This is a genomic window from Streptomyces sp. RLB3-17 (genome assembly GCF_007113425.2).
In the GTDB taxonomy this organism is placed as follows: domain Bacteria; phylum Actinomycetota; class Actinomycetes; order Streptomycetales; family Streptomycetaceae; genus Streptomyces; species Streptomyces mirabilis_D.
In genome coordinates this window covers 10,602,461-10,623,920 of the sequence record NZ_CP041610.2, presented here as the reverse complement: position 1 = coordinate 10,623,920, position 21,460 = coordinate 10,602,461, and the positions used below count along the sequence as shown (strand labels likewise).

The window sequence follows — 21,460 nt, the reverse complement described above, 5'->3', positions numbered from 1 at the left end:
GTTCGAACCGTCGAACGGTATGCCCCAGGCATAAACCGGCCGGCCTGAGCAGCGGCCTGCCGGACACAGCCCGCGCTGCGACCTGCTTCGTGATCAACCCCGGCGGCCGTTGCGGATGGAAGAGAGGGGCCATCGTCCGCGGACCCTGTAGAGGCGGTGCAGCAGCCGCGCGCGGAACGACCGTCTCCCAGCCGTGTTTCCGCCCGGCCTGTTCGATCGCCCACCGTCCCAGCCGTCCCCCCGTTCTGTCTCCGCGAGTGGAGTTCCCGCAGGTCAGCATCTGCCGCTTCCCGGGAAACGGTCACTTCCCGGCTGCCCCTAGCGGCCTCGGGGGCGGGACCGCCACCGTCGGAGGAGCAAAGGGCGGCACGCAAGGACTCGCCGCCCCGGACCCGGAACGAAGGAATTCGAAACGATCATGAACGTACGCATCCGCATCGCGTTCTCCTGTGCGACGCTCGCCGCGGTCACCGGGATCGCCGCGACCTCCGCCGTGGCGACCGCCGCCTCGCCGAACTCCGCTGCCAGTGCCGTCACCTGCTCCAAGTGGAAGTCCATCTCCGCGGACCACAACTCCGTCGGCGTGCGGTACATGGAGTGCGACCGGAAGGTGGGCGGAAGGCAGCAGACCAGCGCTGCCCTCTACATCTGGGACAACAAGACGGACGGCAAGTACGCCCGGGTGAACGTGGCCACGGGGTACGCCCACTGGAACGGCCTCGACCAGACGTGGTTCCGCTACTACTCCTGGACGAGCACCCGCCACCACAGCCCCAAGTACGAGACGGGCTGGCACTCCGGGAACGACGTCGAGGTACTGCTCAAGGCGGTCCGCGGCTGACCGTACCGCAGCGGCGACGGGGTCGTCGGGGGATTCGGGGGTTCCGTGAGCCGCTCGGTACCGCCCGGCCGCGTGCAGCCGTGGTCGCCGACGGTCAGGGTGGTGGCCCTGGCGCCGGACGGGGTCATCGCCACCGTCATCGCGGTGTAGACGTCGGTGTCGTAGTGGACCTTCGCCTGCAGGGTTCGGCCGTGGTCGGCGACGACCTGGGCGACGTCGCCGGGGCGTCCCCAACTGATCCGGGCCCACGCGGCTTTGCAGGCGTCGCTGTACCGCAGCTCCACGTACACACCGTGGATCCTGGTGAGGGCTGCGGTCCACGCGTCACCGGCGCAACCGGTCTGCTTGGGGTCCTTCGCAGTGCAACTGTCGCTGAAACAGCTGGTCTCCAGCTGCCGGGTCGGTGAACTCGCCGCAATCTCCCGGCCGTTAGGGTCCCGGGGACCAGAACCTTGGTCGAGGGCGACGAACACACCGGCGCCCGCGCAGGCGAGCAGTGATGCCGCGGCGATCGCGACCCGTCCCCGACGGTGCAACGCGGGTTGGGACGGGCGCGCGACCGGCGCCGGTGTGCTGCGGGGTTCGTCATCCACGGAGTCGGCCGGTGCCGTGGCGGCGGCCCGTTCCGCAGCACCCCGTTGTTTCCATGCGATCGTGGCGTCTTCCCACAGAGCGGTCAGCCGTGCCGGCTCGGCTCCGACGAGCTCGCCCAGCGCCAGGACGGCCTGCCGGGGCGGCAGCGCCTTGCCGTTGAAGTAGCGCTCCCAGGAGGACTTGCTGTACGAGGTCTGCCCAGCCAGGGCGGTCAGACTCAGCCCGCTGTGGTCCTTGAGGCGCCTGAGCTCTGTGGCCAGACGCCGGGCATCCGGTCGCAGAGCGTCAGGTAACTCAACCCATTCCCTCATCGATGTCCCCCAGCGGCCGACGCACCGTCCGGCACGCGGCACGGTGCGTACAGCGGCACCGTGCAGAGAAGCGAATGTGCTGCTGGAACAGCCTTCGGGCAGAAGATTAGACCGCCCGGCGGGTGATATCTCCGGCATCACTGTATTTTTTCACCCTGCCCGCGGTCGGTATTCGGTCAATGCCGTACGAGGTCCACCGGGGGCGTGCGCCGACCTGCCACGGGCCGCTAAGACTGAGGGGTGGGCTTTGTCGAGGCGGCCAGGGCGGTCGTGTGCGCGGTGGCGCTCGCGGCGGTGTGCGCCGGCGGAACCCAGTCGGCCGGCGGGAGCCGCCTGCACGGGGAGGGACCGCCGGTCGACGACTGGCAGGCGGCTCCGCGTCTGGAGAAGGGGCACACTCCGTCCAGTGATCTGGTGGGGCTGTGGCAGGGGATCTTGTGGGCGGACGGCTACCTGCCACGCACCAGCGTCACGTGCTCCTACGATGCCACGACGGTGGCGGCGACCCGCGTCTGGCAGAGCAACCACCGTCTCTCCGCGGACGGCGTCGTCGGCCCGGCCACGTACGGCACGGCAAGTCGGCGTCTCGCCGTCGTCCCGCCCTGGACGGTGTACCACGGAGACCGCTTCGATCTGCCGCTGCGCCGAAACAGGGACGGTGTCTACGAGGTCTGGGACGTCGGGCGGTTCCGTGAACTGCGCCTGGACGCGGTCACCCTGGCCCAGTGCCGCCGGTGACGGCGTCGGCCCAGCTGTCGGACTCCGACACCCCCAGCTGGTGGTGAGCCACGACCACGGCGGCTCGCGTCGCATCGGGTCCGCCGGGGATCATCGCCGTCCACGCAGCACCCGCGGGCGCCGTCTGCCGTGCTCCGTCGTCCCCGGCGACCAGCAGCCCCGAGGTTCCCCGGGCCGGCTGGACCTCGGCCCAACCGGCGTGACAGGCCGGGCTCCAGCGCAGCGTCAGGGTCCGCCCGAGCGCCCGGAGACGGTGCACCGAGACCGCGTCCTGGTCGCACCGCTGCCGATACGGATCGAGTCCCCGGCAACCGACCGGCCCACACGGCGTACCCGACCCGGGCGCCGTCGAGTGCAGCGGCCAGGGCCAGGCCGGTGCGCCGGTCGGCGCACCCTGCGGAACCGGCACGTGGTCTCCACCCCAGTGATGCCATGCCAATACGGCCGCCAATACGGCCGCCAGCACACACGTCCCGACCGCCGCGACCGCCGCATGCCGTCGGCCGCGTGAACGTGCCGTCGTATGCGGCCCCGCTTCCTGCCCCGCCGGGCCGGTCGCTTCCTGCCCCGCAGAGCCAGTCCCTTCCTGCTCCGCCGGGCCGGCCCCTTGCTGCCCCGCTTCAGCCTTCGGTGACGGGCCCCGGTCCAGTGCCGTACCGGGTCGGTCGGTATCCGCCCAGACTTCGGCAGCCGCTTCCCAGACCACCCGTAATCTGCCGCGTTCCGCTTGCCCCAGCCGGCCCAGCGCGTCGACGGCTTCCCAGGGAGGCAGCGAGCGGCCACCGAGGTAGCGCTGCCAGGAGCTGACGCTGAATCCGGTCTTGGCGGCGAGTGACGCCAGGCTCAGCTCACACCGGTCCTTGCACTGCCGCAACTCCCCCACCAGCCGCTGCAACTCCACCGGTACGTCGTCGTGCTCGCGCCGCCGACGGGCTGCCATCCGCTCCTCCCACCCCGAAAGGGCAGCGGGCCTGCCCCCACCGCGCCATCGTACGAGCGCGCCGAGCCACTTCCGTCCGACCAGTGACGGGCGAACGGGTAGCGGGACGGTCCGGGCGCTGGTCCCGGTCGGCCCCACCGATCCGGCATGTCGTCGATCCGGACCGCGTCACCGCCGCCAGGGGGAGGGGTGGGTCAACAGGCCTGGGAGACAAGCGCCTTGTACTCCATGTCGGACAGGTCTGTGGCCTGTACGTGGACCTGGACACCGTCGAGCAGGTTCCGGAGTGTGCTGTAGCCGGAGAAGTGCGCGATCCTCTCCTCGGCGTTCGTCCCCGGCGGGCACCAGGAGATCAGCACGATCTTCTCCTGACGGGTCCCGTCCGCTGTTGCGAAGAGCAGGTCGTGGACGACGTACCGGGGCTCGTCTGCCGGCAGGACCTTCAGTAGTTCGTCGTGTGTCAGGTTCCCCTTTGCGTCCGGGATGACGGTCTCCAGGTTGTCGCTGAGCCGGTAGATCACTGTGTTGATGTCCCGCCTGCTTTTCAGCTCCTGGAAGGCGCTGACACAGCTGTCGTCCACTGGGATACCACCGCTCACGACGAGTCCTTCTGATTCATTGGGAGAGCAGGCCATGCGGCTCAACGAACCGGCTCCCCGGGAGGTTCTGGGCCGCTTGCCCGGTTCGTTGCGAGGCAAGACTGCGATCAACCGGTCAGGCCGTATCCCTCCTGGTCGGCTGTACGCCCCTGAGCCCCGGGGTCTCAGCCCTTGCCGAAGTGCGCCGCGGGGAAGGCGCCCGCTGCCCTGAGGGTTCTGGTGAAGCCGCCGGCCAGCTCGGTGAGGCGCGCGGTGGCGGCAGGGCCGAGGTGGTCGTACGGGGCGGCGTCGAGGCGGTCGGTGAGCGCCTCGGCCTCACCGCGCAGGGCCGCGCCCGCGTCCGTGAGGTCCCCCGCCTTGTCCAACAGCCCGCGCTCGCACAGCCGGTCCCGGGTGGCGGACCACTGCTCCGCGGACCACCCGCGGGTCCGCATGAACAACGCCGACGTCGGCGCCGTACCGGTGGCGTTGTGCAGGACGAGGGCCTCGATCCCGGACAGGCCGGCCACCGCCAGAGCGGCGAGGTGACCGTCACCCCGGTGCTCGCGCAGCAGCGTCGCGGCGTGCCACAAGGCCAGGTGCGGTTCCTCGGGCACGGAAAGGCCGGCGTTGGCGGCGTACAGCGGCCGCGCCTCGCGGCGGCATGCCTCGGTGGCGCGCAGCGCCAGCTCGGCCGCCTCGACCATCTCCTTCGACGTGAGGACCTCCTCCCCGAGCAGCCGCCGCAGCGTCCCGTCCGCGCCGCGCAGCCGGGCCGCGAGCACCGCCTCCGGCGTGGTGACGGCCCACGCGGCGGGGATGTACCGGGCCACGTGCTCGTGGTTGAAGTTGTAGAACGTCGCGGTGACGGTGCCCGCGCCGACCTCTCCGAGCGGGGCCGCGCGGCCCGCGAAGTAGGCCATGGCGCCGCGCTCCAGGCCGAGCGCCGCGAGTTCGTCCTGCTGCTCCGGCGCGAAGTACACGGATGTGTGCACGGGATTGACGACGTTGTGGCAGCGGCGTCCCGCGCTCGCCTCGAATGAAGTCGTCTCGAATGAAGTCGTCTCGAATGAAGTCATCAGGACGAGCCGCCCGGAAGGATCTGCCGGCCGCACCCGGGCCTCACTCGCCGGCCCACGGCACGAGGACGGCTCGGGCGAGCGTGTGCTGGAGAATGAAGAAGCTGAGGGCGGCCGGGGTCGACTCCGGGGTGATGCCGAGGGCTGTCACGGACGGTATGTCGAGTGCGTTGACGGCGATGTAGTAGCGGTGCTTGCCGGTTCCCGGCGGTGGCGCGGCGCCGATGTAGGCGGTCGCGCGCACATCGTTCGAGACGTGGAAGGCGCCGTCCGGCAGGCCGCCGTTGCCGGGCGTGCCGGCGCCAGTGTCGAGGGACGTCACGTCGGCGGCGATGTCGGCCACCGCCCAGTGCCAGAAACCGGACGGGGTCGGGGCGTCCGGGTCGTACATCGTGACGACGAAGCTGCGGGTAGCGGCCGGGAAGCCGCCCCACGACAGCTGGGGGGAACGGTCCTCGGCTCCGGCGGCGCCGCTCATGGCGGCGAACTGCGCCACCGGCAACGGACCCCCGTCGGTGACGTCCGCGCTCGTGACGGAGAACTCGGGAACGGCGGGCATGGCGTCGTACGGACTGCTCATCGGGTCTCCCATCGAGCCAGGCGTTCTGACTTTCAATAATCAACCACACTTTTAAAAATACTGCCAGCTGTCAAATGTTGTAAGCTCCGTCCCGTGGCGAGAGGAGCCGGGCAGCAGACCCGCAGCGAGGTGGTGCAGGACCGCATCCGGGCCGACATCCTGGGCGGACGGCTCCGGCCTGGCCGGCGGTTGAAGTTCCCCGAGCTCAGCGAGCAGTACGGGGTGAGCACCGGGGCCGTACGCGAAGCCCTGCTCAAGCTGGTCGCCAAGAACCTGGTCAGCTCCGAGGCGCACCACGGTTTCCAGGTCACCGACGTCACCGCCCGCGGGCTGGCCGACCTGACCGACACCCGCACCGAGATCGAGTCCCTCACCCTGAGCCGCGCCATCAGCGAGGGCGGCCTCGCGTGGCAGGCTCAGGTGCTGGCCGCCCACCACACGTTCGAGCAGACCCCACGCGGCGACGGTGACCAGCCCAGCGAGGACTGGCTGATCGCCCACGCCGACTTCCACACCGCGCTCCTGGCCGGCTGCGCCAACCCCCGGCTACGCGACCTGGCCGCCTCCCTGAGGGAAGAGGCCGAACTGTACCGGCGGTGGAGCCGACCCACACCGGAAGAGACGCAGCGCTGGACCGACGAGGCCGTCCACAAAGAACACCGCGACCTGCTCGACGCGGTCATGGCCCGGGACGGCGAGCGGGCCGACGCCGTCCTGCGCCGCATGATCAGCTCCACGTCAGGCATGGTCCTGGACACCGAGCCGCACGCGTGATGCCCGGCTGAGCATCGTGGCGAGGTGGGGTGCGGCGGCCGTCCTAGCGGTTCACGGCGCGGTCCACGGCGCGGTCCACGGCGACGCGCACGCCGGTCGCGGCGGCCCAGGTCGCGTGGTCGCCTTCGCTCCTCCAGACAGTGGCCAGGTCGAGGTCAAATCCCTTTCGGGCAAGCCCTGTCCGCCCACAGGGGGGCCGGTCCAGGCGTGAGGCCGCGTCGAGTTCGGCGCATGCCGGTGAGTTTCGACAGCAGCGAGAGGACGACAGGACGTGGATGTGTATGAAGCCGTCGACAGTCGCAGGGCCGTGCGGGCGTTCAGCGATGAGCCGATACCCAAAGAGGTACTTGAACGAGTGCTGGCTGCAGCGACGCGGGCTCCATCGAGTGGGAATCTCCAGCCTTGGCATGTGTACGTCGTGAGCGGCGAGCCTTTGGCCGAGCTGAAGGGACGCGCGACGGCCAGGGCACTGGCGGGAGACCCGGGTGATGAGCGGGAGTATCCGATGTACCCGGCCGAACTGACCTCACCGTATCTGGACCGTTTCTCCGCCGCGGCTGCGCAGCGGTACAAAGCGCTGGGAATCAGGCGCGACGACCCCGACAGGCCCATGAAGATCGCCGCAGTGAACTCGGACGCGTTCGGGGCGCCGGTCGTACTGTTCTGCTACCTCGACCGGACGATGGGGCCCGGACAGTGGGGGGACGCGGGGATGTACTTGCAGACGGTCATGCTGTTGCTGAGGGCGGAAGGGTTGCACAGCTGCCCCCAGGTGATGTGGACGATGTACCGCGAGACGGTCAGCAAGGTGGTCGGAGCCGATGACGGGCTCGTGCTGTTCTGCGGTGTCTCGGTGGGATTCGAGAAGGAGGGCGTGCCACGACTGCGCACCGGGCGGGCGGACATGACAGAGACAGTGCGCTTCATCGGAGTATGACCCGCTGACCGTTGATCCTCACGACAGACGGGCCGTCAGTCAGTGGCCGCCGGTGAGGATTTCACGGACCTCGCGGACTGCGTAGTAGACCAGCACGTAGCCGGCCGCCGGGTCGGCCCACCACCAGCCGACGGCGCTGTTCAGGGCCAGGCCGAGCAGGACCGCGGCGGCCAGCAGGCCATCGATCAGCGTGACGCTGCCCTCGGTCGTGAGCACCGGGTTGTCCAGGGCGGCGCCGGTGCGGGCCTTGCCCGCGGCGAGGGCGAACATCACGACGGCGGTGACCGCGGTCCACCCGATGCCCAGCGGCGAATGGCGCGGGTGGTAACCGGCGGCCAGCACCCAGGTGGACTGCACCAGCAGGTAGACCGCGAGCGCCGCGAATCCGACGCCGATCAGCCGCAGCGCGCGTCGCTGACGTGCTTCACCGGTGCCCGACAGTTCCCAGATCACCACCGTCGAGGCGCCGATCTCGATCAGGGAGTCCAGTCCGAACCCGGCCAGCGCCACCGACCGGGCGGAGACCGCCGCGACGGCAAGCACCACGATGCCGATGGCGTTCCAGGCCAGCGTGGTGTATTCCAGGACGAACCCCTGGCGGAGCAGGGAATCGCGGGAGATCTCTTTCGGAGCGGTCACGTCCTGATTCTCTCCGACCCGCAGCACGGTGAAGTTGGGTGTTCCAGGCCGGCCGGTACCGATCAGTCGGAAGTCAGTGTCGCGGGCTGAGCCGTAGGCCGGCCAGGGCGAGGAGATCGGTGAGTTCGATGTGACCACCGCCGGTCCCGTCGTCCCACTTCGTCCAAAGCCTGGACGCCTCACCGTCCCACGTGTCGATGTCCTCGCTCGGACGCTGCGCAGCAGCCGCTCACCGATCAGGTCGGCGGCGTGCAGCTCCTCGTCGTCGGTCACCCGCTGATGCTCGTATGGCTCTCAATGCCGTGGCGGCGGGTTTTCGTGCGCCTCCATGCCGAGGTGTCGCGGCGATGTCACACCGGAGTCCTCATGAACCCTCTTGGATGCGGACGCTCGACAAACACGCGACAGACGCGCACGGGAGGCCCTTATGACAGGGCTTATGACTGGAGGCCCTTATGAACGACGTGACCGATCCGGTGTCCGGGGAGCGGGAGAAGGTCCGTTTCAGCAGCGGCGGCAGCGAGTGCGCCGCCTGGCACTATCCAGGGAGCGACGGAGCCTGTGTGATCATGGCGGGCGGGTTCGCCGTGACGAAGGAACCGGGCACCGACCTGTTCGCGCGGCGGTTCCACGACGCCGGGTTCGGCGTGCTGGCCTTCGACTATCGCGGATTCGGTGAGAGCGGTGGCCGACCGCGCCAAGTCGCCTCGGTCGGCGGACAGTTGACGGACTGGCGAGCCGCTGTCGCGTTCGCAGCGACCCTGCCGGGAGTCGACCGGAACAGGCTGGCGCTCTGGGGGTTCTCCGCATCCGCCGGTCACCTCCTCCGGGTAGCGGCGCGCACCCCGCACCTCGCCGCCGTGATCGCCCAGACGCCGAACGTCGGGGGTCCGGCCGCCGCACGCCTCGCGGCGCGCCACCAGAAACCACTCGCCCTGCTGCGCCTGCTCGGCAGGGGCGTCCTCGACGCGGCCGGCGGCCTCCTCGGCCGTCCGCCCCTGCTGGTGCCACTCGGCGGCGAGCCCGGCACCGTCGCCGTCCTCACCACACCGGACACGGCCGACGCCCCACGCGCGCTCAATCCCGACGACAGGTATCCGGACTGGCGGCAGGAGGTCGCGGCCCGCTCGGCGCTCGGCCTCGGGTTCTACCGTCCCGGCCGTGACGCCTCCCGCGTACGGTGTCCGCTGCTCGTCGTCGTGTGCGAGCAGGACCAGTCCGCCTCGCCCACGGCGGCCGTGCGCGCGACGCGGCGGGCGCCCCGCGCGGAGCTGGTGTGGTTGCCCGGCGGGCACTACGCGCCGTTCCTGGACGCGCACGAACGGGCGGTCGACGCCGAGTTGTCGTTCCTGCGCCGACATGTGCTCGATTCCCCGGTGGCCTCCGTCGCCTCCGTGGAGCGCGGATGACGACGGAGGAGATCGAGCTGTCGGCGGGGACGGTCGCCTACCGGGACACGGGTGGCGACGGTCCGGTGCTGGTGTTGCTGCATGGGCTGATGATGGACGCCTCGCTGTGGGACGAGACGATCACCGAGCTGGCCGCCGACCACCGGTGCGTGGCACCGACCCTGCCGCTCGGGGCGCATCGGCACGGCATGCGGGCCGACGCCGACCTGTCGCTGCCCGGGGTGGCCCGGCTGGTCGCGGAGTTCCTCGACCGCCTCGATCTGCGGGACGTCGTCCTGGTCGGCAATGACACCGGCGGAGCGCTCGTCCAGCTCATGATGGTCGACGGTTCGGCACGGGTGGCGGGGGTGGTGCTCGTGTCGTGCGACGCCTTCGACAACTTCCCGCCCGGGCTGACGGGCCGGACGCTCGTCCTCAGCGGCCGGCTCCCACCTCGGCTGTTCGGGATGTTCATGCAACAGATGCGGCTGCGGCCGCTGCGCCGCACGCCGGTCGCCTTCGGGTGGCTCACGCTCCGGGGAGACGCCGCCACCGCTCGGTGGATCAGGCCGGTCCTCGAACGGCCGGAGATCCGCCGTGACGCCGTGCGCACACTGCGCGCGGCGGCGGCGGACACCGGTCTGCTGCTCGCCGCGGCCGATCGACTGCCGCGCTTCGACCGCCCCGCCCTCGTCGTCTGGGCGCGCGGCGACCGCGTGATGCCGCCCGAGCACGGCCGGCGCCTCGCCGCGCTGCTCCCGCGGGGGCGGCTGGTCGAGATCGACGACAGCTACACGCTCGTCCCGCTGGACCGGCCGACGGAACTGGCCCGGGCCATAAGGGAGTTCACTCGGTCGTCCGCGGCCACCTGAAAGTCCTGACGATCCTGACGCGCTCGGCAGCCGTTCGGCAGCAATACAGCCGTAGAGCCGTAGAGCCGTACGGGGTCACAGCGTCGTACGGGATTCGAGGTCGGCGCGGGTGTCGTTGCCGTAGACGCCCGTCTCGTCGCCCCGGATCCCGTACCAGAGCTGGAAGCGCGCGACCGCGGCCGTGAGCGTGGCGTCGTAGGTGCCGTTCGTGGAGCCGTGGTCGTAGACGTTCGGGATCCGGAGCAGCCGTTGCTGCAGGTCCTTGACCGCGGGGCCGCTGTCCCCCTCGCGGAGGGTGCCCGCGCCGTCCGGGTCGGCGCTCGCGGACGGGGCCTGGGCGGCTGCCGTCGTGGGCGCGCCGGTCGGGGCTCGTCCGGCCTGTGCTCCGGCCTCCTGCTCACCACCGGGCAGCAGGAGCGCGAGGGCGAAACCGACGAGGGCCGCCCCTGTGACCCCGATGACGACCGCCGCGCGGCGCTGCCCCGTGCCCCACCCGGACGCCCGCGCGCCCACGGGGCCGCGGGCGCGGTGGACGGCGGGAGCGGAGGAGGGCCCGCGAGCCCCCACCGGTCTCCCGCCCCGGGTGTAGTCCTCGCCCACCAGGACGGGTGGCAGTTCCTCGGTCGCGTCCTCGGCCACCGGCGGCGTCACTGTGACCGTCGTGGCCGGTACGGCGATGACCTCGTAGTTCTCGTCCGCGTCGGGCCCGTGCTGTTCCTCGCGCACCTCCTTCAGAAGTTGCGCGAGTGCCTCCGTCCGGCGGCGCCGCTGAACATAGGTGGGTTCGATCGCCCGTCGCCCCCCGGGCTGCCCTGGTTCGGGCGGTGTCGGCACACTGCTCTCCTTCCGTGCGCGCGGTGTCACGCCATCCCCGTGGAGTGATACGCGGCCTGAGGCCCCGGGGTTCAACGGCACCCCAGGCCCTCCGCGCCCACGTGGTCGTACAACGTGAAGAATGGGCAAATAGCGGGTAGGACCACCTTCGGGGAGCGGAGAGGGTCGCCGTGGCTGCGAGCGAGGAACGAGACGTGTCGGCCGCCCGCCGGCGCTTCGACATGGCGGACGCCGCGCCGCTGCTGCTCGACGCCAGGATGACGGTGACCAGCTGGACCGCGGACGCCGAGCGCCTGCTGGGGTACGCGCCCTCCGAGGTCCTGGGCCGCCGCGCCGCCGAGCTGCTGCTTCCGGAGGACGCGGCGCGGATCCCCGACCTTGTGGCGCGGTGCCACGACGGCGGCGGCTGGGCCGGACTGCTGTCCGTGCTGCACCGGGACGGGCACGCGGTCCGGGTGATGGTCCGGGCCGTCCCGATACGCGAGAGCGGCGGGCCGACGCGCTGGGTGGTGCTGCTCGCCGATCTGGCGGGTGGCCCCGGCTGGGACATGAGCCGGTCGGTACTGGAGCGGATGAACGCCCGCTCGCCGGTGGGCATAGCCATCGTGGACACGGACCTGCGCTATGTGTGGTCGAACGCCGCGCTGGAGCAGTTCGGCGGGGGCCCGCCGCACCAGCGTCTGGGGCGCAGGCTCGCCGACATCCAGCCGGGACTGGACGCCGAGACGCTGGAGGCGCAGATGCGCCGGGTGCTGGAGAGCGGCCGGCCGGTCGTCGGGTACGAGCACGTGGGCCGCGTACGGTCCGCGCCGCATCGCGAGTCCGCGCACTCCCTGTCGTTCATCCGGCTGGAGGACGACCACGGCCACCCGATCGGGGTCTACTACACCGTTGTCGACGTCACCGATCGCTACCGTGCGCGACGGCGGCTGGCGCTGCTCGACCGGGCCGGCGAGCACATCGGGCGCAGTCTGGACGTCCAGCACACCGCGCAGGAGCTGGCCGACGTCGCCGTACCGGGGCTGGCCGACTTCGTCACCGTGGACCTGCTGGAGTCCGTACTCAGGGGAGCCGAGCCGGTGCCCGGCCGGCTGAGCGACACGGACGTGGTGTCACTGCGACGTGCCGGACAGCAGTCGGTCCGGGCCGGTATCCCGGAAACCGCCGTCGAGGTGGGTGAGGCCGCGACCTACCAGGCGACCTCTCCCCCGGTCCGCGCTCTGGCCGAGGGCCGGTCCTGGCGTGAGGCGCGGCTGGATCCACAGGCCAGGAAGTGGAGCACGAGCGCCCGCGAGGGCCCGGCCGCCTCCTTCCTCGACCTCGGGCTGCACAGCGCGATGATCGTGCCCGTCCGGGCCCGTGGCGTCACGCTGGGGATCACCACGTTCTTCCGGCGCGACTGCGAGGACCCCTTCGACGAGGACGATCTGAGCCTGGCGGAGGAGTTCGTCGGCAGGGCGGCCCTGTGCCTCGACAACGCCCGTCGTTACACCCGTGAGCGCGACGCGGCGCTCGTCCTCCAGCGCAATCTGCTCCCGCACCGCTTCCCGGAGCAGAACGCGGTGGAGGTCTCGGCCTGCTACCGGCCCGCGGACGAGCTGACGGGCCTCGCCGGGGACTGGTTCGACGTCATTCCGCTGTCCGGGGCCCGGGTGGCACTGGTCGTGGGCGAGGTGACCGGTCACGGCATCGACGGCGCCGCCGCCATGGGGCGGCTGCGGGCCGCCGTACAGACCCTCGCCGATCTGGACCTGTCGCCCGAGGAGGTGCTCGCGCACCTGGACGACCTGGTCAGCCGGGCCGCCCGGGAGGAGGGCAGCGGCGCGGACACCCTTACCAGCGGGATGCAGGCCGTCGGAGCCAGCTGTCTGTACGTCGTGTACGACCCGGTGAGCGGGCGGTGCGCGATGGCGGGCGCGGGGCATCCCGCACCCGCGGTCATCGCTCCCGACGGCACCGTCACGTTCGCGGACCTTCCCCGCGGTCCCGTGCTGGGGGTCGCCGGACTGCCCTTCGAATCGGTGGAGTTCACCCTGGAGGAAGGCAGTGTGCTCGCCCTGCACACCGACGGGCTGATCGCCACGCCCCGCACGGGACGGGATCCGGACGCGGGCCGGGAGCGGCTGCGGGGCGCGTTGGCCTCGCACCGCCAGCCGTTGGACGGCATGTGCCGCACGATCGTGGACGATCTCGTGCCGTCGCGGCCGTACGACGACGTGGCGCTGCTGATGGCGCGCACGCGCCGGCTCGGCGCCGAGCAGGTCGCGACCTGGGACCTGTCCTCGGATCCGGCCATGGTGGCCGAGGCCAGGAAGGTGGCGACGCAGCAGCTGAGCGCGTGGGGCCTGGACGAGCTGGCCTTCACCACCGAGCTGGTCGTGAGCGAGCTCGTCACCAACGCGATCCGGTACGCCTCGGGGCCGATCCGGCTGCGTCTGATCACGGAGCGGGCGCTGATCTGCGAGGTCTCCGACGGCGCCGCGACCGCCCCGCATCTGCGGCATCCGAAGACCACCGACGAGGGTGGCCGCGGGCTGTTCCTGATCTCCCAGTTCACCCGGCGCTGGGGAACCCGCTACACCCCCGAGGGGAAGGTCATCTGGGCCGAGCAGTCGCTGACCACCCAGCCCACGATGTGACGGACGGACGCGTGGCCGTGGGTTTCAGCAGTCGCGGAACTCGGGTGACTGGTTGAGGATCTGCGAACGCTGCGAGGTGAACCGGGAGTGGGTCGCGCCGCCCCGGTCCTCGGGGCGGAAGACGGCGACGCGGTGGCAGTTCATGAAGGCGAGGGTGACGCCGAAGTGCCGCTCCAGGCTGCCGCGGATCGCGTCGCTGGCGAGCGCCCGCAGCAGCTGGCCGCGTTCCTTCTCGGAGGGCGGCGGAGTGTGGTTGTCGGTGAACTCAGCCGTCCCGTCGCGGAGTTGTAGAGCCAGGTCGGCGATGAGGTCGTAGGCGTACGGCAGGGACGTACGGACGGTGTCCACGAAGTCCGCTTCGCGGACCGGACCGCGTTCGGCTTCGGCGAGCAGCTTCGGGGCGACGTCGAGTGACATGAGAGTGGCAGTCCTGTCGGTAGGTGGTTCGTGGTGCGCGGGTCGCCATCGGGTCGGGTGTGGGGGGATCAGTGGGCGGACGGTTCGAGGGCGGTGGGGCCGTGTCGGAAGTCGGGGTCGATCTGTGCGGAGAGGTCGGTGCCGGTGGCCCGGTCGGCCCAGGCGGCGGCGTTGCGCAGATGGAAGGCGACGGCGTGTTCCTGGAAGGCCGTCCAGTCCTTGGTACGGGCGTCCAGGGCCGTCCGCATGCGGCGCAGCGCGTGGATGTTGTGCGGTTCGAGGTCGCCGTGGGGTCGGCCCTGCTCCTGGGCGCGCACCCAGGAGGAGTGCCGGACGTACGTCAGGAGGTCGTCGCCGACGTGTTCCTTGAGGAAGAGCAGGTCGTCCTCGCCGGTGACCTTGTTGCCGATCACGGCGACCGGGATGCCGAACTCCTCGGCGTGGTCGCGGTACTGGCGGTAGACGGAGACGCCCTTGCGGGTGGGTTCGGCGACCAGGAAGGTCATGTCGAAGCGGGTGAACAGTCCGGAGGCGAAGGCGTCGGCACCGGCGGTCATGTCGACGACGACGTACTCGCCGGGCCCGTCGACGAGATGGTTGAGGTACAGCTCCACCGCTCCGAGTTTGGAGTGGTAGCAGGCCACGCCGAGATCGCTCTCGTCGAACTCGCCGGTGACCATCAGCGGTACGCCGCCGACCCGTTGGAGGTGCGGGGTGTGCACCGGGTCGTCGCCGAGGAGGCGCAGCAGGCGTGAGCCGCGGCCCGGCGGGGTGGTCTTGATCATGGCTTCGGGTGAGGTGATACGCGGGTTGCTGCCGCGCAGGTGGGCCTTGATCTCGCCGAGCCGCGCACTGAGGGGCGGGGCGGCGAAGGTCTCGTCGTCGCCGAGGCCGAGGGCGTGTGCCAGGTGCTGGTTGATGTCGCCGTCGATGGCGACGACGGGCGCGCCGGAGTGCGCCAGCTCGCGGGAGAAGAGGGCCGACAGCGTGGTCTTGCCGCTGCCGCCCTTTCCGACGAAGGCCGCGCGCATGTCAGCCCTCCGGGCGCAGCAGGCCGCGCTCGTACGCCTTGGCCAGTCGCTGCGGTACGAGGTGGGAGGCGCCGTCGACGGTGATCGGGACGAGTCGCGCCGTGGCGGCCTTCCACTGGGCGCGGCGGTGGCGGGTGTTGCTGCGGGACATCTTGCGTTTGGGCACGGCCATGTCGGTCTCCAAAGTAGGTGGACACGACCGACGCTATCTGAAAATGGATCTCATTTCCAAGCTGGCGCGCGGGGCGCGTGGGATGCGCACGGAGCACGCGCGAGCCACGGAGGGCGCGCCGACAGCCGTGCCACCAAGCGAAGTTGACAGATTGTTGACCAAATCCAAGGCGAGTGGTGACCGACGGCGCCACTATGGTCGGCCGCATGTCCTCACACCCCCCACGGACTCCGGCCCTCCCTGTCCTCCCGTATCGGAAACCGACCCGTGACCGGGACTACTGGGTCTTCGACGATGTGCTGCCCGACGTGGACGCCGTCCGGGCGCGCTGTCTCGCCAAGGACGAGTGGGCCAAGGGCTACCCGTACACCTCGGAGAGCTGGCCGGGCCTGCGGACGATGCCGGGGCTCGAACCGGGCGAACTGGCCCGCGTGGAACGGCTGGTGAAAAAGGCCACCGGCGCGAAGCAGCTGTGGGTGCAGAGCACGCCCTCCGGGGGCACGCTCAACCACAACTGCGTCCAGGTGGTCGGCAAGGACGAGGGCCAACCGCGCCCGCACACCGACTCCCGCGCGCTGTGCCGGTACGCCGCCGTGCTCTATCTCAACCCGGTCGTACCCAAGAGCTGCGGAACGAGCTTCTACCGGCAGAGCCTGCCCGGCGGCCGACTCGGCGGGAACGTGGTGGCGGCTCCGCACAACAACCTGGTCGACGCGCTCGGTACGCGGTTCGTGGCGCCGGACTCCTTCGTCGAGGACCTCGAGGTCCCGCACCGCTACAACCGGCTGCTCCTCTACCACGCCAACCTGATGCACAGCGCCACCGGCTACTGGGGCAGCACGATGGAGGACAAGCGGATGACCGCGGTCTTCTTCTGGATGGCCTGAGACGGCGTACCAATGACGTGAGTCCGCGCATCGACGGTGAGCCCGCGCACCAATGCCGAGCGGCCCCGGACCTTGGAGTCCGGGGCCGCTCGGCTGTGCGGGGCGGTGGTGCTCAGTTGCCCATGAGTTCGCGTTCGATGGAGGCCAGCTCGTCGGCGCTGCCCTGGACCTTGGGTCCGGTGAACCACTTGCGGGCCGACAGCATCCACCAGGCACCGGCGAAGCCGAGGACGACGACCACCGCGATCGGCGCGTAGTTGAAGGACTTGGCGGTGACCGGGCTGACCTGCGGGAGCATGAAGAGGACGGTCACGCAGGCGACCCAGCCCACGGCGACGACCGCGACGGGCTTGCTCCAGCGGCCGAGGTTCCAGGGCCCGGCCGCGAAGTCGTCGCCCTGGCGCAGCCGCAGATAGATCGGGATGACGTAGGCGATGAAGAGTCCGATGACCGCGATCGAGGTGACAGCGGCGTACGCGGTGGGGTTGATCAGGTAGGGCAGGCCGAGGAGGAAGGCTCCGCCCGAGGCGAGCCACACCGCGTTGGACGGCGTGCGGGTGCGATCGCTGATCCGGTGCCAGAACGCCGAGCCCGGCAGCGCGCCGTCCCGCGAGAAGGCGTAGATCATCCGGGAGTTGGCGGTCACCGAGGACATGCCGCAGAAGAACTGGGCGCCGATGACGATGAGCAGCAGCAGCTTGCCGCCGGTGTCGCCCAGGGCGTCGAGGAAGATCTGCACCGGGGGCACACCGGTGGAGCTGCCGAGCGCACCGTCGTAGCTCTGGATCGCGAAGGTGACGCCGATCAGCAGGATCCAGCCCGCCACCAGCGAGACGAGGATGGAGTTGACGATGCCGCGCGGTCCGGAGCGGGCCGCGTCGTGGGTCTCCTCGGTCATGTGGGCCGAGGCGTCGAAGCCGGTCAGGGTGTACTGGGCGAGCAGCAGGCCCAGCAGGGAGACGTACAGACTCGATCCCCAGCCGGTGTTGTTGACGAAGTGGCCGAAGACGAAGCCCGCCGACTGGTGGTGGGAGGGGAAGACGACCAGCGCGAGGACGACGACCGCCACCCCGATGACCTGCCACCACACGCTGATGTTGTTGAGCAGGGCGACGAGCCTGACGCCGCGCACGTTGAGGAGCGCGTGGACGAGCAGGGTGATGCCGAAGAGGAGCACGGTGTGGCCGGGGGTGGCGGTGAAGCCGAACTGGAGGTCGAGGAAGGCGTTGAGGAACTGGGCCAGACCGAAGTCGATGCCCGCGGTGACGGCGACCTGGCCGAGGAAGTTGAACCAGCCGGTGAACCAGGCCCAGGCCGGACCTCTGCTCTTGGCGAGCTTGGCCGCCCAGTAGTAGAGGCCGCCCGCGGTCGGGTAACTGGAGCACACCTCGGCCATGCCCAGGCCGACGGTGAGGGTGAGGACACCGACGATCGGCCAGCCCCACACCATGACGGCGGGACCGCCGGTGTTCATGCCGAAGCCGTAGAGCGTCATACAGCCCGAGAGAATGCAGATGATCGTGAACGAGACGGCGAAGTTCGAGAACGGCGACATGCTGCGCTCGAGTTCCTGCGCGTAGCCGAGCTCGTGCAGCCGGGCCTCGTCGTCGGTCATCGTGGGTGCCGCGCTGTCGTTCGGTCCGGGTGAGCCGGTCTTGTCCAGGGTGTTGTCCGAAGCCACGGGTGATCCCCTTTGTGTGCTGGGCCGGTTGGGAGGGTGTACGGCGCGGACGACGCACCTCGCGCGAAGGGCGCGAGCTGCGCGGTGGCGGGGGTGGCGGGTGGGTGACGGCTACTGCGACGTCATGCCGCCGTCGACCGCGACGACGCTTCCGGTCATGAAGCTCGCCTCGTCGGAGGCGAGGAAGAGGGCCACGTTCGCAATCTCGCGGGGCTGCCCCGGACGCCCGATGGGCTGGAAGGAATCGATGGTGTCGTAGACGTGCTCAAGGCCGCCGAGGAGCTTGGCGTGCGCGTGGTTGATCGGCGTGTCGACCCATCCGGGGCAGATCACGTTGCAGCGGATGCCCTGCTTGACGTAGTCCAGTGCCACGCCCTTCGTGAGCATCACGCTGGCACCCTTGGAGGCAGAGTAAACAGTGAGGAAGGGCTCGCTGACCAGCCCGTTGACGCTGGAGATGTTCACAATCGAGCCGCCGCCCGCGGTGAGCATGTGCGGGATGACCGCACGGCAGCCGTAGAGCTGGCCCTTGACGTTCACATCGAGGGTCTTGTCGATGATGTCGTCGGGGACCTCGTGCAGCAGCCCCGGCAGGTTGACGCCCGCGTTGTTGACCAGGACGTCCACGCGGCCCCAACGGGCCACCACGGCCTCGACCATCGCGTCGACCTCGGCGCTGGAGGACACGTCCACCCCGCGGCCCTCGGCCACTCCGCCGGCCGTGGTGATCTCCGCGGCCGTCTCCCGCGCGGTCCGCTCGGACAGGTCGGCGCACAGCACCTTGCCGCCCTCCTCCGCCAGCCGGTGGGCGATCGCCCGGCCGATGCCGGAGCCGGCGCCGGTCACGACGCAGACCTTGTCCGCGACCCGGCCCGTGGGCGGCGCGGAGGGGGTGGTGGTCGGAGTGGCCATGGGCTCTCTTTCCGGTCGCGTGACGGGTCTTGATGCTTGGAACATTCGCCAACGACCCGTCCGGTCGAGCTGCGGGGAGCAGGCGATCACGGACCGGAGAGCGCTTCTGGTCTGTGCTTTCGCCGTGGGGGTGCCCTAATGTTGGGGCGTCCGGGCCCATAAGTCATTGGACGATCTCCCAACAATCGGGCGTTCGATCCGTGGGACCTTCCGAACGCCCGCACGATCACCGGGGGCACGAATTGATCGATCTCGACGGCAAGGTGGCCGTGGTCACCGGCGCGGCCAGCGGTATCGGACGGGCCATCACGCGCGGGTTCGTGGCGGCCGGGGCGAAGGTCCTCGCCGCCGACATCGACGAGGCGGGGGTGTGGCGTACGGCCGAACTGTGCGACGACCCCACCGCGGTCGAGCCGCTGCGCGCCGACGTCTCCGACCCCGACGACGTCGCCGCGGCCGTGGAGGCGGCCGAGCGGACCTGGGGCCGCGTCACCACGATGGTCAACAACGCGGCCGTCTCGATTCCCGGCAATGTGCTGGAGACCTCCGTCGAGGACTTCGACCGCATGCTCGCGGTCAACCTGCGCGGGGTCTTCCTCGGCTGCAAGTACGCGGTGCCCGCGCTGCTGCGCGCGGGCGGCGGCTCGATCATCAACATGGGCTCGGTCAACAGCCTCGTCGCGGAACCCGTACTGGCCGGATACACCGCGAGCAAGGGCGGCGTCCTGATGCTGACCAAGGCGGTGGCCCGCGACTTCGCCACCTCCGGTGTGCGCTGCAACTGCATCTGCCCCGGCTGGGTCGACACGCCCATCAACCTCGCCCACGCCGAGCGGATGGGCGGAATCGAGTCCGTCCGGGACACCCTGCCGTCCTGGCAGCCGATCGGGCGCGAAGGGCGCCCTGACGAGATCGCGGCGGTCGCGCTGTTCCTGGCCTCGGACCTGTCCACGTTCATGACCGGGTCGGCCGTCGTCGCCGACGGCGGCATGACGGCGATCTGAGGACGGACCGCGATGACCACCCACACGGCCGGCGGCGCAAGCGGCACGCTGGAGACACTGACCGCCGCACTCGGCAACGACGTGCTGCGCGCGGTACTGCTGCCCGAACCGTCCCTGCCCGTGGGCGGCGTACGGGTGCACGAGCCGGGCACGGCGCAGAGTCCTGGGCGCGGTGACATCGTCCTCGCCATCGGCATGGACGACGTGACGGCCGTGATCGCGCTGCTGCGCCGGCTCGGCGGAGTGGCCGCGGCGGTGGCCACGAAGTGCCGTGTCCAGGACGACGCGGACGTGCTGCGGGCCGCCGCGGACTCCGGGTGCGGGGTGCTCGTACTGGACGAGGGCATCGACTGGCTGCAGGCGGTGGCCCTGCTGCAGGGTGAGATCGCCCGGCACGCCGCCGACTCCGGTCCGGAGCCGTCCGGGGGCGTCGACCTGTTCGAACTCGCCGACATGGCGGCCGACGCGGTCGGCGGCCCCGTGACGATCGAGGACCCGCGGGGCTGGCTGCTCGCCTACTCCAGTGACCAGACCGGAGGCGATCCGGTGCGGGCGGAGACGCTGCTGGGCCGCCGTGCGCCGACCGGGTTCTCGCAGGCGCTCGCGGCGCGCGGGGTCCCGCAGGAGATCGCTCGCAGCGAGGGCCCGGTCGTGGTGCGCGGGGTGGCGGAGGGCGCCGCCGACCGGCTCGCCGTGGGGCTGCGCGCCGGGAGCTTCGGCCTCGGGTCGATGTGGGCGGTGGTGTCCGGGGCCGAGCGGCGGCAGGTGACGGCGTTCGCGCGGATCGCCCAGCGGGTCGCGGTGCATCTGATGCGGCGCAGGACCGAGGACTATCGCACCCACCGGGTCGAGATGGAGCAACTGGCCGTCCTGCTGCACGGCGGTCCCACCGTCACCGGCTCCGGCGACTCCATCGAACTCCCGCGCGGCGCCCACTGGGTCGCCGCGCTGGCCGTCGCCCCCAACGACCCCTCCGCGCGCGCCATCTCCCGCTCCCGACTGGAACACGGGCTCGCGCTGATGCAGCGGTCCCGGGATCTGACCGTGCACGCCGGGCAGTTGTCCAACCTCTGGTACCTCATCCTGACGGTCGGCCGTCCCCAGGAGAACTCCGCGGCGACGGTACGGGACTGGCTGCGGGACCTGCTCGACGACGGGACCGGGGATCGTATGCCCATCTACGCGGGCGTCGGTTCGGCGGCCGACGACCGCGGCGGACTGCCCAGGTCGCGCAAGGAGGCCGAGCGGGCGCTGGCCGTGGCCCGCCTCGCGCCTGCGCCCGGCGCCCCGCTCGCCTTCGAGGACTGCTGGGCGCGTGCCGCCCTCATCCGGGTGCTCGACCCGACCGTGGTCGCCGACCTGGAGACGGTGACACCCCTGTGGCGTCTGCGCGAGCAGGACACGGCCCACGGCACGGACTACCTCCCCACGCTGCACGCCTGGCTGGAGCACCAGGGCAACATCCGCACCGCCGCGCAGCGGTTGCACATCCACGCGAACACCCTGCGCTACCGGCTGACGAAGATCGAACAGACCGTCGGTATCAATCTCGCCGATCCCGACATCAGGCTCGTCCTCGCCCTCCAGCTCAAGGCACTCGACCCCGCCTGAC

The 21,460-nt window shown here is 70.8% G+C and carries 22 protein-coding genes; 10 read left to right on the top strand and 12 right to left on the bottom strand.

Features of this window, described 5'->3' with window-relative positions; translation table 11 throughout:
* Positions 1 to 418 precede the first annotated feature (418 nt).
* Positions 419 to 841 carry a hypothetical protein gene (locus FNV62_RS47865; RefSeq protein WP_143629718.1) on the top strand — a complete coding sequence of 141 codons (423 nt, stop codon included), beginning with the start codon at positions 419 to 421 and terminating at the stop codon, positions 839 to 841.
* Here the strand turns inward: FNV62_RS47865 and FNV62_RS47860 are convergent.
* Positions 742 to 1,746: a helix-turn-helix domain-containing protein gene (locus FNV62_RS47860; protein ID WP_164657676.1), complete on the bottom strand. Its 1,005-nt coding sequence runs from the start codon at positions 1,744 to 1,746 to the stop codon at positions 742 to 744. The two genes, FNV62_RS47865 and FNV62_RS47860, sit on opposite strands and share 100 nt — an antisense overlap.
* A gap of 240 nt (positions 1,747 to 1,986) precedes the next feature.
* On the opposite strand from FNV62_RS47860, the gene FNV62_RS47855 reads away from it, so the two are divergent.
* The gene (locus FNV62_RS47855; protein WP_143604350.1) at positions 1,987 to 2,484 is read left to right on the top strand and encodes a peptidoglycan-binding protein; all 498 of its coding nucleotides are present in this window, start codon (positions 1,987 to 1,989) and stop codon (positions 2,482 to 2,484) included.
* On the opposite strand, the gene FNV62_RS47850 is transcribed toward FNV62_RS47855, so the two are convergent.
* The 4 genes from FNV62_RS47850 to FNV62_RS47835 all read right to left on the bottom strand — a co-directional run bounded on the left by FNV62_RS47850 (position 2,459) and on the right by FNV62_RS47835 (position 5,661).
* On the bottom strand, positions 2,459 to 3,424 hold the full coding sequence (locus tag FNV62_RS47850; RefSeq protein WP_164331875.1) for a helix-turn-helix domain-containing protein: 966 nt from the start codon (positions 3,422 to 3,424) through the stop codon (positions 2,459 to 2,461). The two genes, FNV62_RS47855 and FNV62_RS47850, sit on opposite strands and share 26 nt — an antisense overlap.
* A 194-nt stretch (positions 3,425 to 3,618) precedes the next feature.
* On the bottom strand, positions 3,619 to 4,023 hold the full coding sequence (locus FNV62_RS47845; protein ID WP_063818438.1) for an actin-binding ADF family protein: 405 nt from the start codon (positions 4,021 to 4,023) through the stop codon (positions 3,619 to 3,621).
* Between the two features lie 164 nt (positions 4,024 to 4,187).
* Complete coding sequence (locus FNV62_RS47840) at positions 4,188 to 5,081, bottom strand: SCO6745 family protein (RefSeq protein WP_143629712.1); 894 nt, start codon at positions 5,079 to 5,081, stop codon at positions 4,188 to 4,190.
* A 43-nt stretch (positions 5,082 to 5,124) separates the two neighbouring features.
* Entirely contained in the window at positions 5,125 to 5,661 is a 537-nt protein-coding gene (locus FNV62_RS47835; protein WP_205522478.1) for a YbhB/YbcL family Raf kinase inhibitor-like protein, read from the bottom strand.
* A 93-nt stretch (positions 5,662 to 5,754) separates the two neighbouring features.
* Here FNV62_RS47835 and FNV62_RS47830 point away from each other — a divergent pair, with 93 nt between their 5' ends.
* Together FNV62_RS47830 and FNV62_RS47825 are read left to right on the top strand one after the other, a co-directional pair.
* Positions 5,755 to 6,435: a GntR family transcriptional regulator gene (locus FNV62_RS47830; protein WP_097287969.1), complete on the top strand. Its 681-nt coding sequence runs from the start codon at positions 5,755 to 5,757 to the stop codon at positions 6,433 to 6,435.
* Between the two features lie 271 nt (positions 6,436 to 6,706).
* Positions 6,707 to 7,372, top strand: a complete 666-nt coding sequence (locus FNV62_RS47825; protein ID WP_143604347.1) for a nitroreductase — start codon at positions 6,707 to 6,709, stop codon at positions 7,370 to 7,372.
* A gap of 39 nt (positions 7,373 to 7,411) precedes the next feature.
* Here FNV62_RS47825 and FNV62_RS47820 read toward each other — a convergent pair whose 3' ends face one another.
* Complete coding sequence (locus FNV62_RS47820; RefSeq protein ID WP_143629709.1) at positions 7,412 to 8,011, bottom strand: cation transporter; 600 nt, start codon at positions 8,009 to 8,011, stop codon at positions 7,412 to 7,414.
* 455 nt (positions 8,012 to 8,466) lie between these two features.
* Between FNV62_RS47820 and FNV62_RS47815 the strand changes: the two genes are divergently transcribed.
* Complete coding sequence (locus tag FNV62_RS47815; RefSeq protein WP_143604343.1) at positions 8,467 to 9,420, top strand: alpha/beta hydrolase; 954 nt, start codon at positions 8,467 to 8,469, stop codon at positions 9,418 to 9,420.
* Positions 9,417 to 10,271 carry an alpha/beta fold hydrolase gene (locus FNV62_RS47810; RefSeq protein WP_097287966.1) on the top strand — a complete coding sequence of 285 codons (855 nt, stop codon included), beginning with the start codon at positions 9,417 to 9,419 and terminating at the stop codon, positions 10,269 to 10,271. Before FNV62_RS47815 ends, FNV62_RS47810 begins: the two co-directional genes overlap by 4 nt.
* A 75-nt stretch (positions 10,272 to 10,346) precedes the next feature.
* Here the strand turns inward: FNV62_RS47810 and FNV62_RS47805 are convergent, their stop codons facing one another.
* Complete coding sequence (locus tag FNV62_RS47805; RefSeq protein WP_097287965.1) at positions 10,347 to 11,105, bottom strand: peptidoglycan-binding domain-containing protein; 759 nt, start codon at positions 11,103 to 11,105, stop codon at positions 10,347 to 10,349.
* A gap of 221 nt (positions 11,106 to 11,326) precedes the next feature.
* On the opposite strand from FNV62_RS47805, the gene FNV62_RS47800 reads away from it, so the two are divergent.
* Positions 11,327 to 13,744, top strand: coding sequence for a SpoIIE family protein phosphatase (locus FNV62_RS47800; RefSeq protein WP_143605792.1), 2,418 nt, complete (start codon positions 11,327 to 11,329; stop codon positions 13,742 to 13,744).
* A 24-nt stretch (positions 13,745 to 13,768) separates the two neighbouring features.
* On the opposite strand, the gene FNV62_RS47795 is transcribed toward FNV62_RS47800, so the two are convergent.
* The 3 genes from FNV62_RS47795 to rpmF form a co-directional block, all read right to left on the bottom strand.
* Positions 13,769 to 14,161: an SCO5389 family protein gene (locus FNV62_RS47795; protein ID WP_143604336.1), complete on the bottom strand. Its 393-nt coding sequence runs from the start codon at positions 14,159 to 14,161 to the stop codon at positions 13,769 to 13,771.
* Positions 14,162 to 14,229: 68 nt separating this feature from the next.
* Positions 14,230 to 15,192 carry an ATP-binding protein gene (locus tag FNV62_RS47790; RefSeq protein WP_097287963.1) on the bottom strand — a complete coding sequence of 321 codons (963 nt, stop codon included), beginning with the start codon at positions 15,190 to 15,192 and terminating at the stop codon, positions 14,230 to 14,232.
* A 1-nt stretch (position 15,193) separates the two neighbouring features.
* The gene (rpmF, locus tag FNV62_RS47785) at positions 15,194 to 15,364 is read right to left on the bottom strand and encodes a 50S ribosomal protein L32 (RefSeq protein WP_060898204.1); all 171 of its coding nucleotides are present in this window, start codon (positions 15,362 to 15,364) and stop codon (positions 15,194 to 15,196) included.
* A 206-nt stretch (positions 15,365 to 15,570) separates the two neighbouring features.
* On the opposite strand from rpmF, the gene FNV62_RS47780 reads away from it, so the two are divergent.
* Positions 15,571 to 16,251, top strand: coding sequence for a DUF6445 family protein (locus FNV62_RS47780; protein WP_143604334.1), 681 nt, complete (start codon positions 15,571 to 15,573; stop codon positions 16,249 to 16,251).
* Between the two features lie 112 nt (positions 16,252 to 16,363).
* Here FNV62_RS47780 and FNV62_RS47775 read toward each other — a convergent pair whose 3' ends face one another.
* Entirely contained in the window at positions 16,364 to 17,866 is a 1,503-nt protein-coding gene (locus tag FNV62_RS47775) for an amino acid permease (RefSeq protein WP_054236592.1), read from the bottom strand.
* Between the two features lie 177 nt (positions 17,867 to 18,043).
* A complete protein-coding gene (locus FNV62_RS47770; protein WP_143604332.1) occupies positions 18,044 to 18,844 on the bottom strand; it encodes an SDR family NAD(P)-dependent oxidoreductase in 801 nt (266 codons plus the stop codon).
* A gap of 242 nt (positions 18,845 to 19,086) precedes the next feature.
* Here FNV62_RS47770 and FNV62_RS47765 point away from each other — a divergent pair, with 242 nt between their 5' ends.
* Together FNV62_RS47765 and FNV62_RS47760 are read left to right on the top strand one after the other, a co-directional pair.
* A complete protein-coding gene (locus FNV62_RS47765; protein WP_063818405.1) occupies positions 19,087 to 19,848 on the top strand; it encodes an SDR family NAD(P)-dependent oxidoreductase in 762 nt (253 codons plus the stop codon).
* A gap of 12 nt (positions 19,849 to 19,860) precedes the next feature.
* Positions 19,861 to 21,459, top strand: a complete 1,599-nt coding sequence (locus FNV62_RS47760) for a helix-turn-helix domain-containing protein (protein WP_097287961.1) — start codon at positions 19,861 to 19,863, stop codon at positions 21,457 to 21,459.
* Position 21,460: the final 1 nt, after the last annotated feature.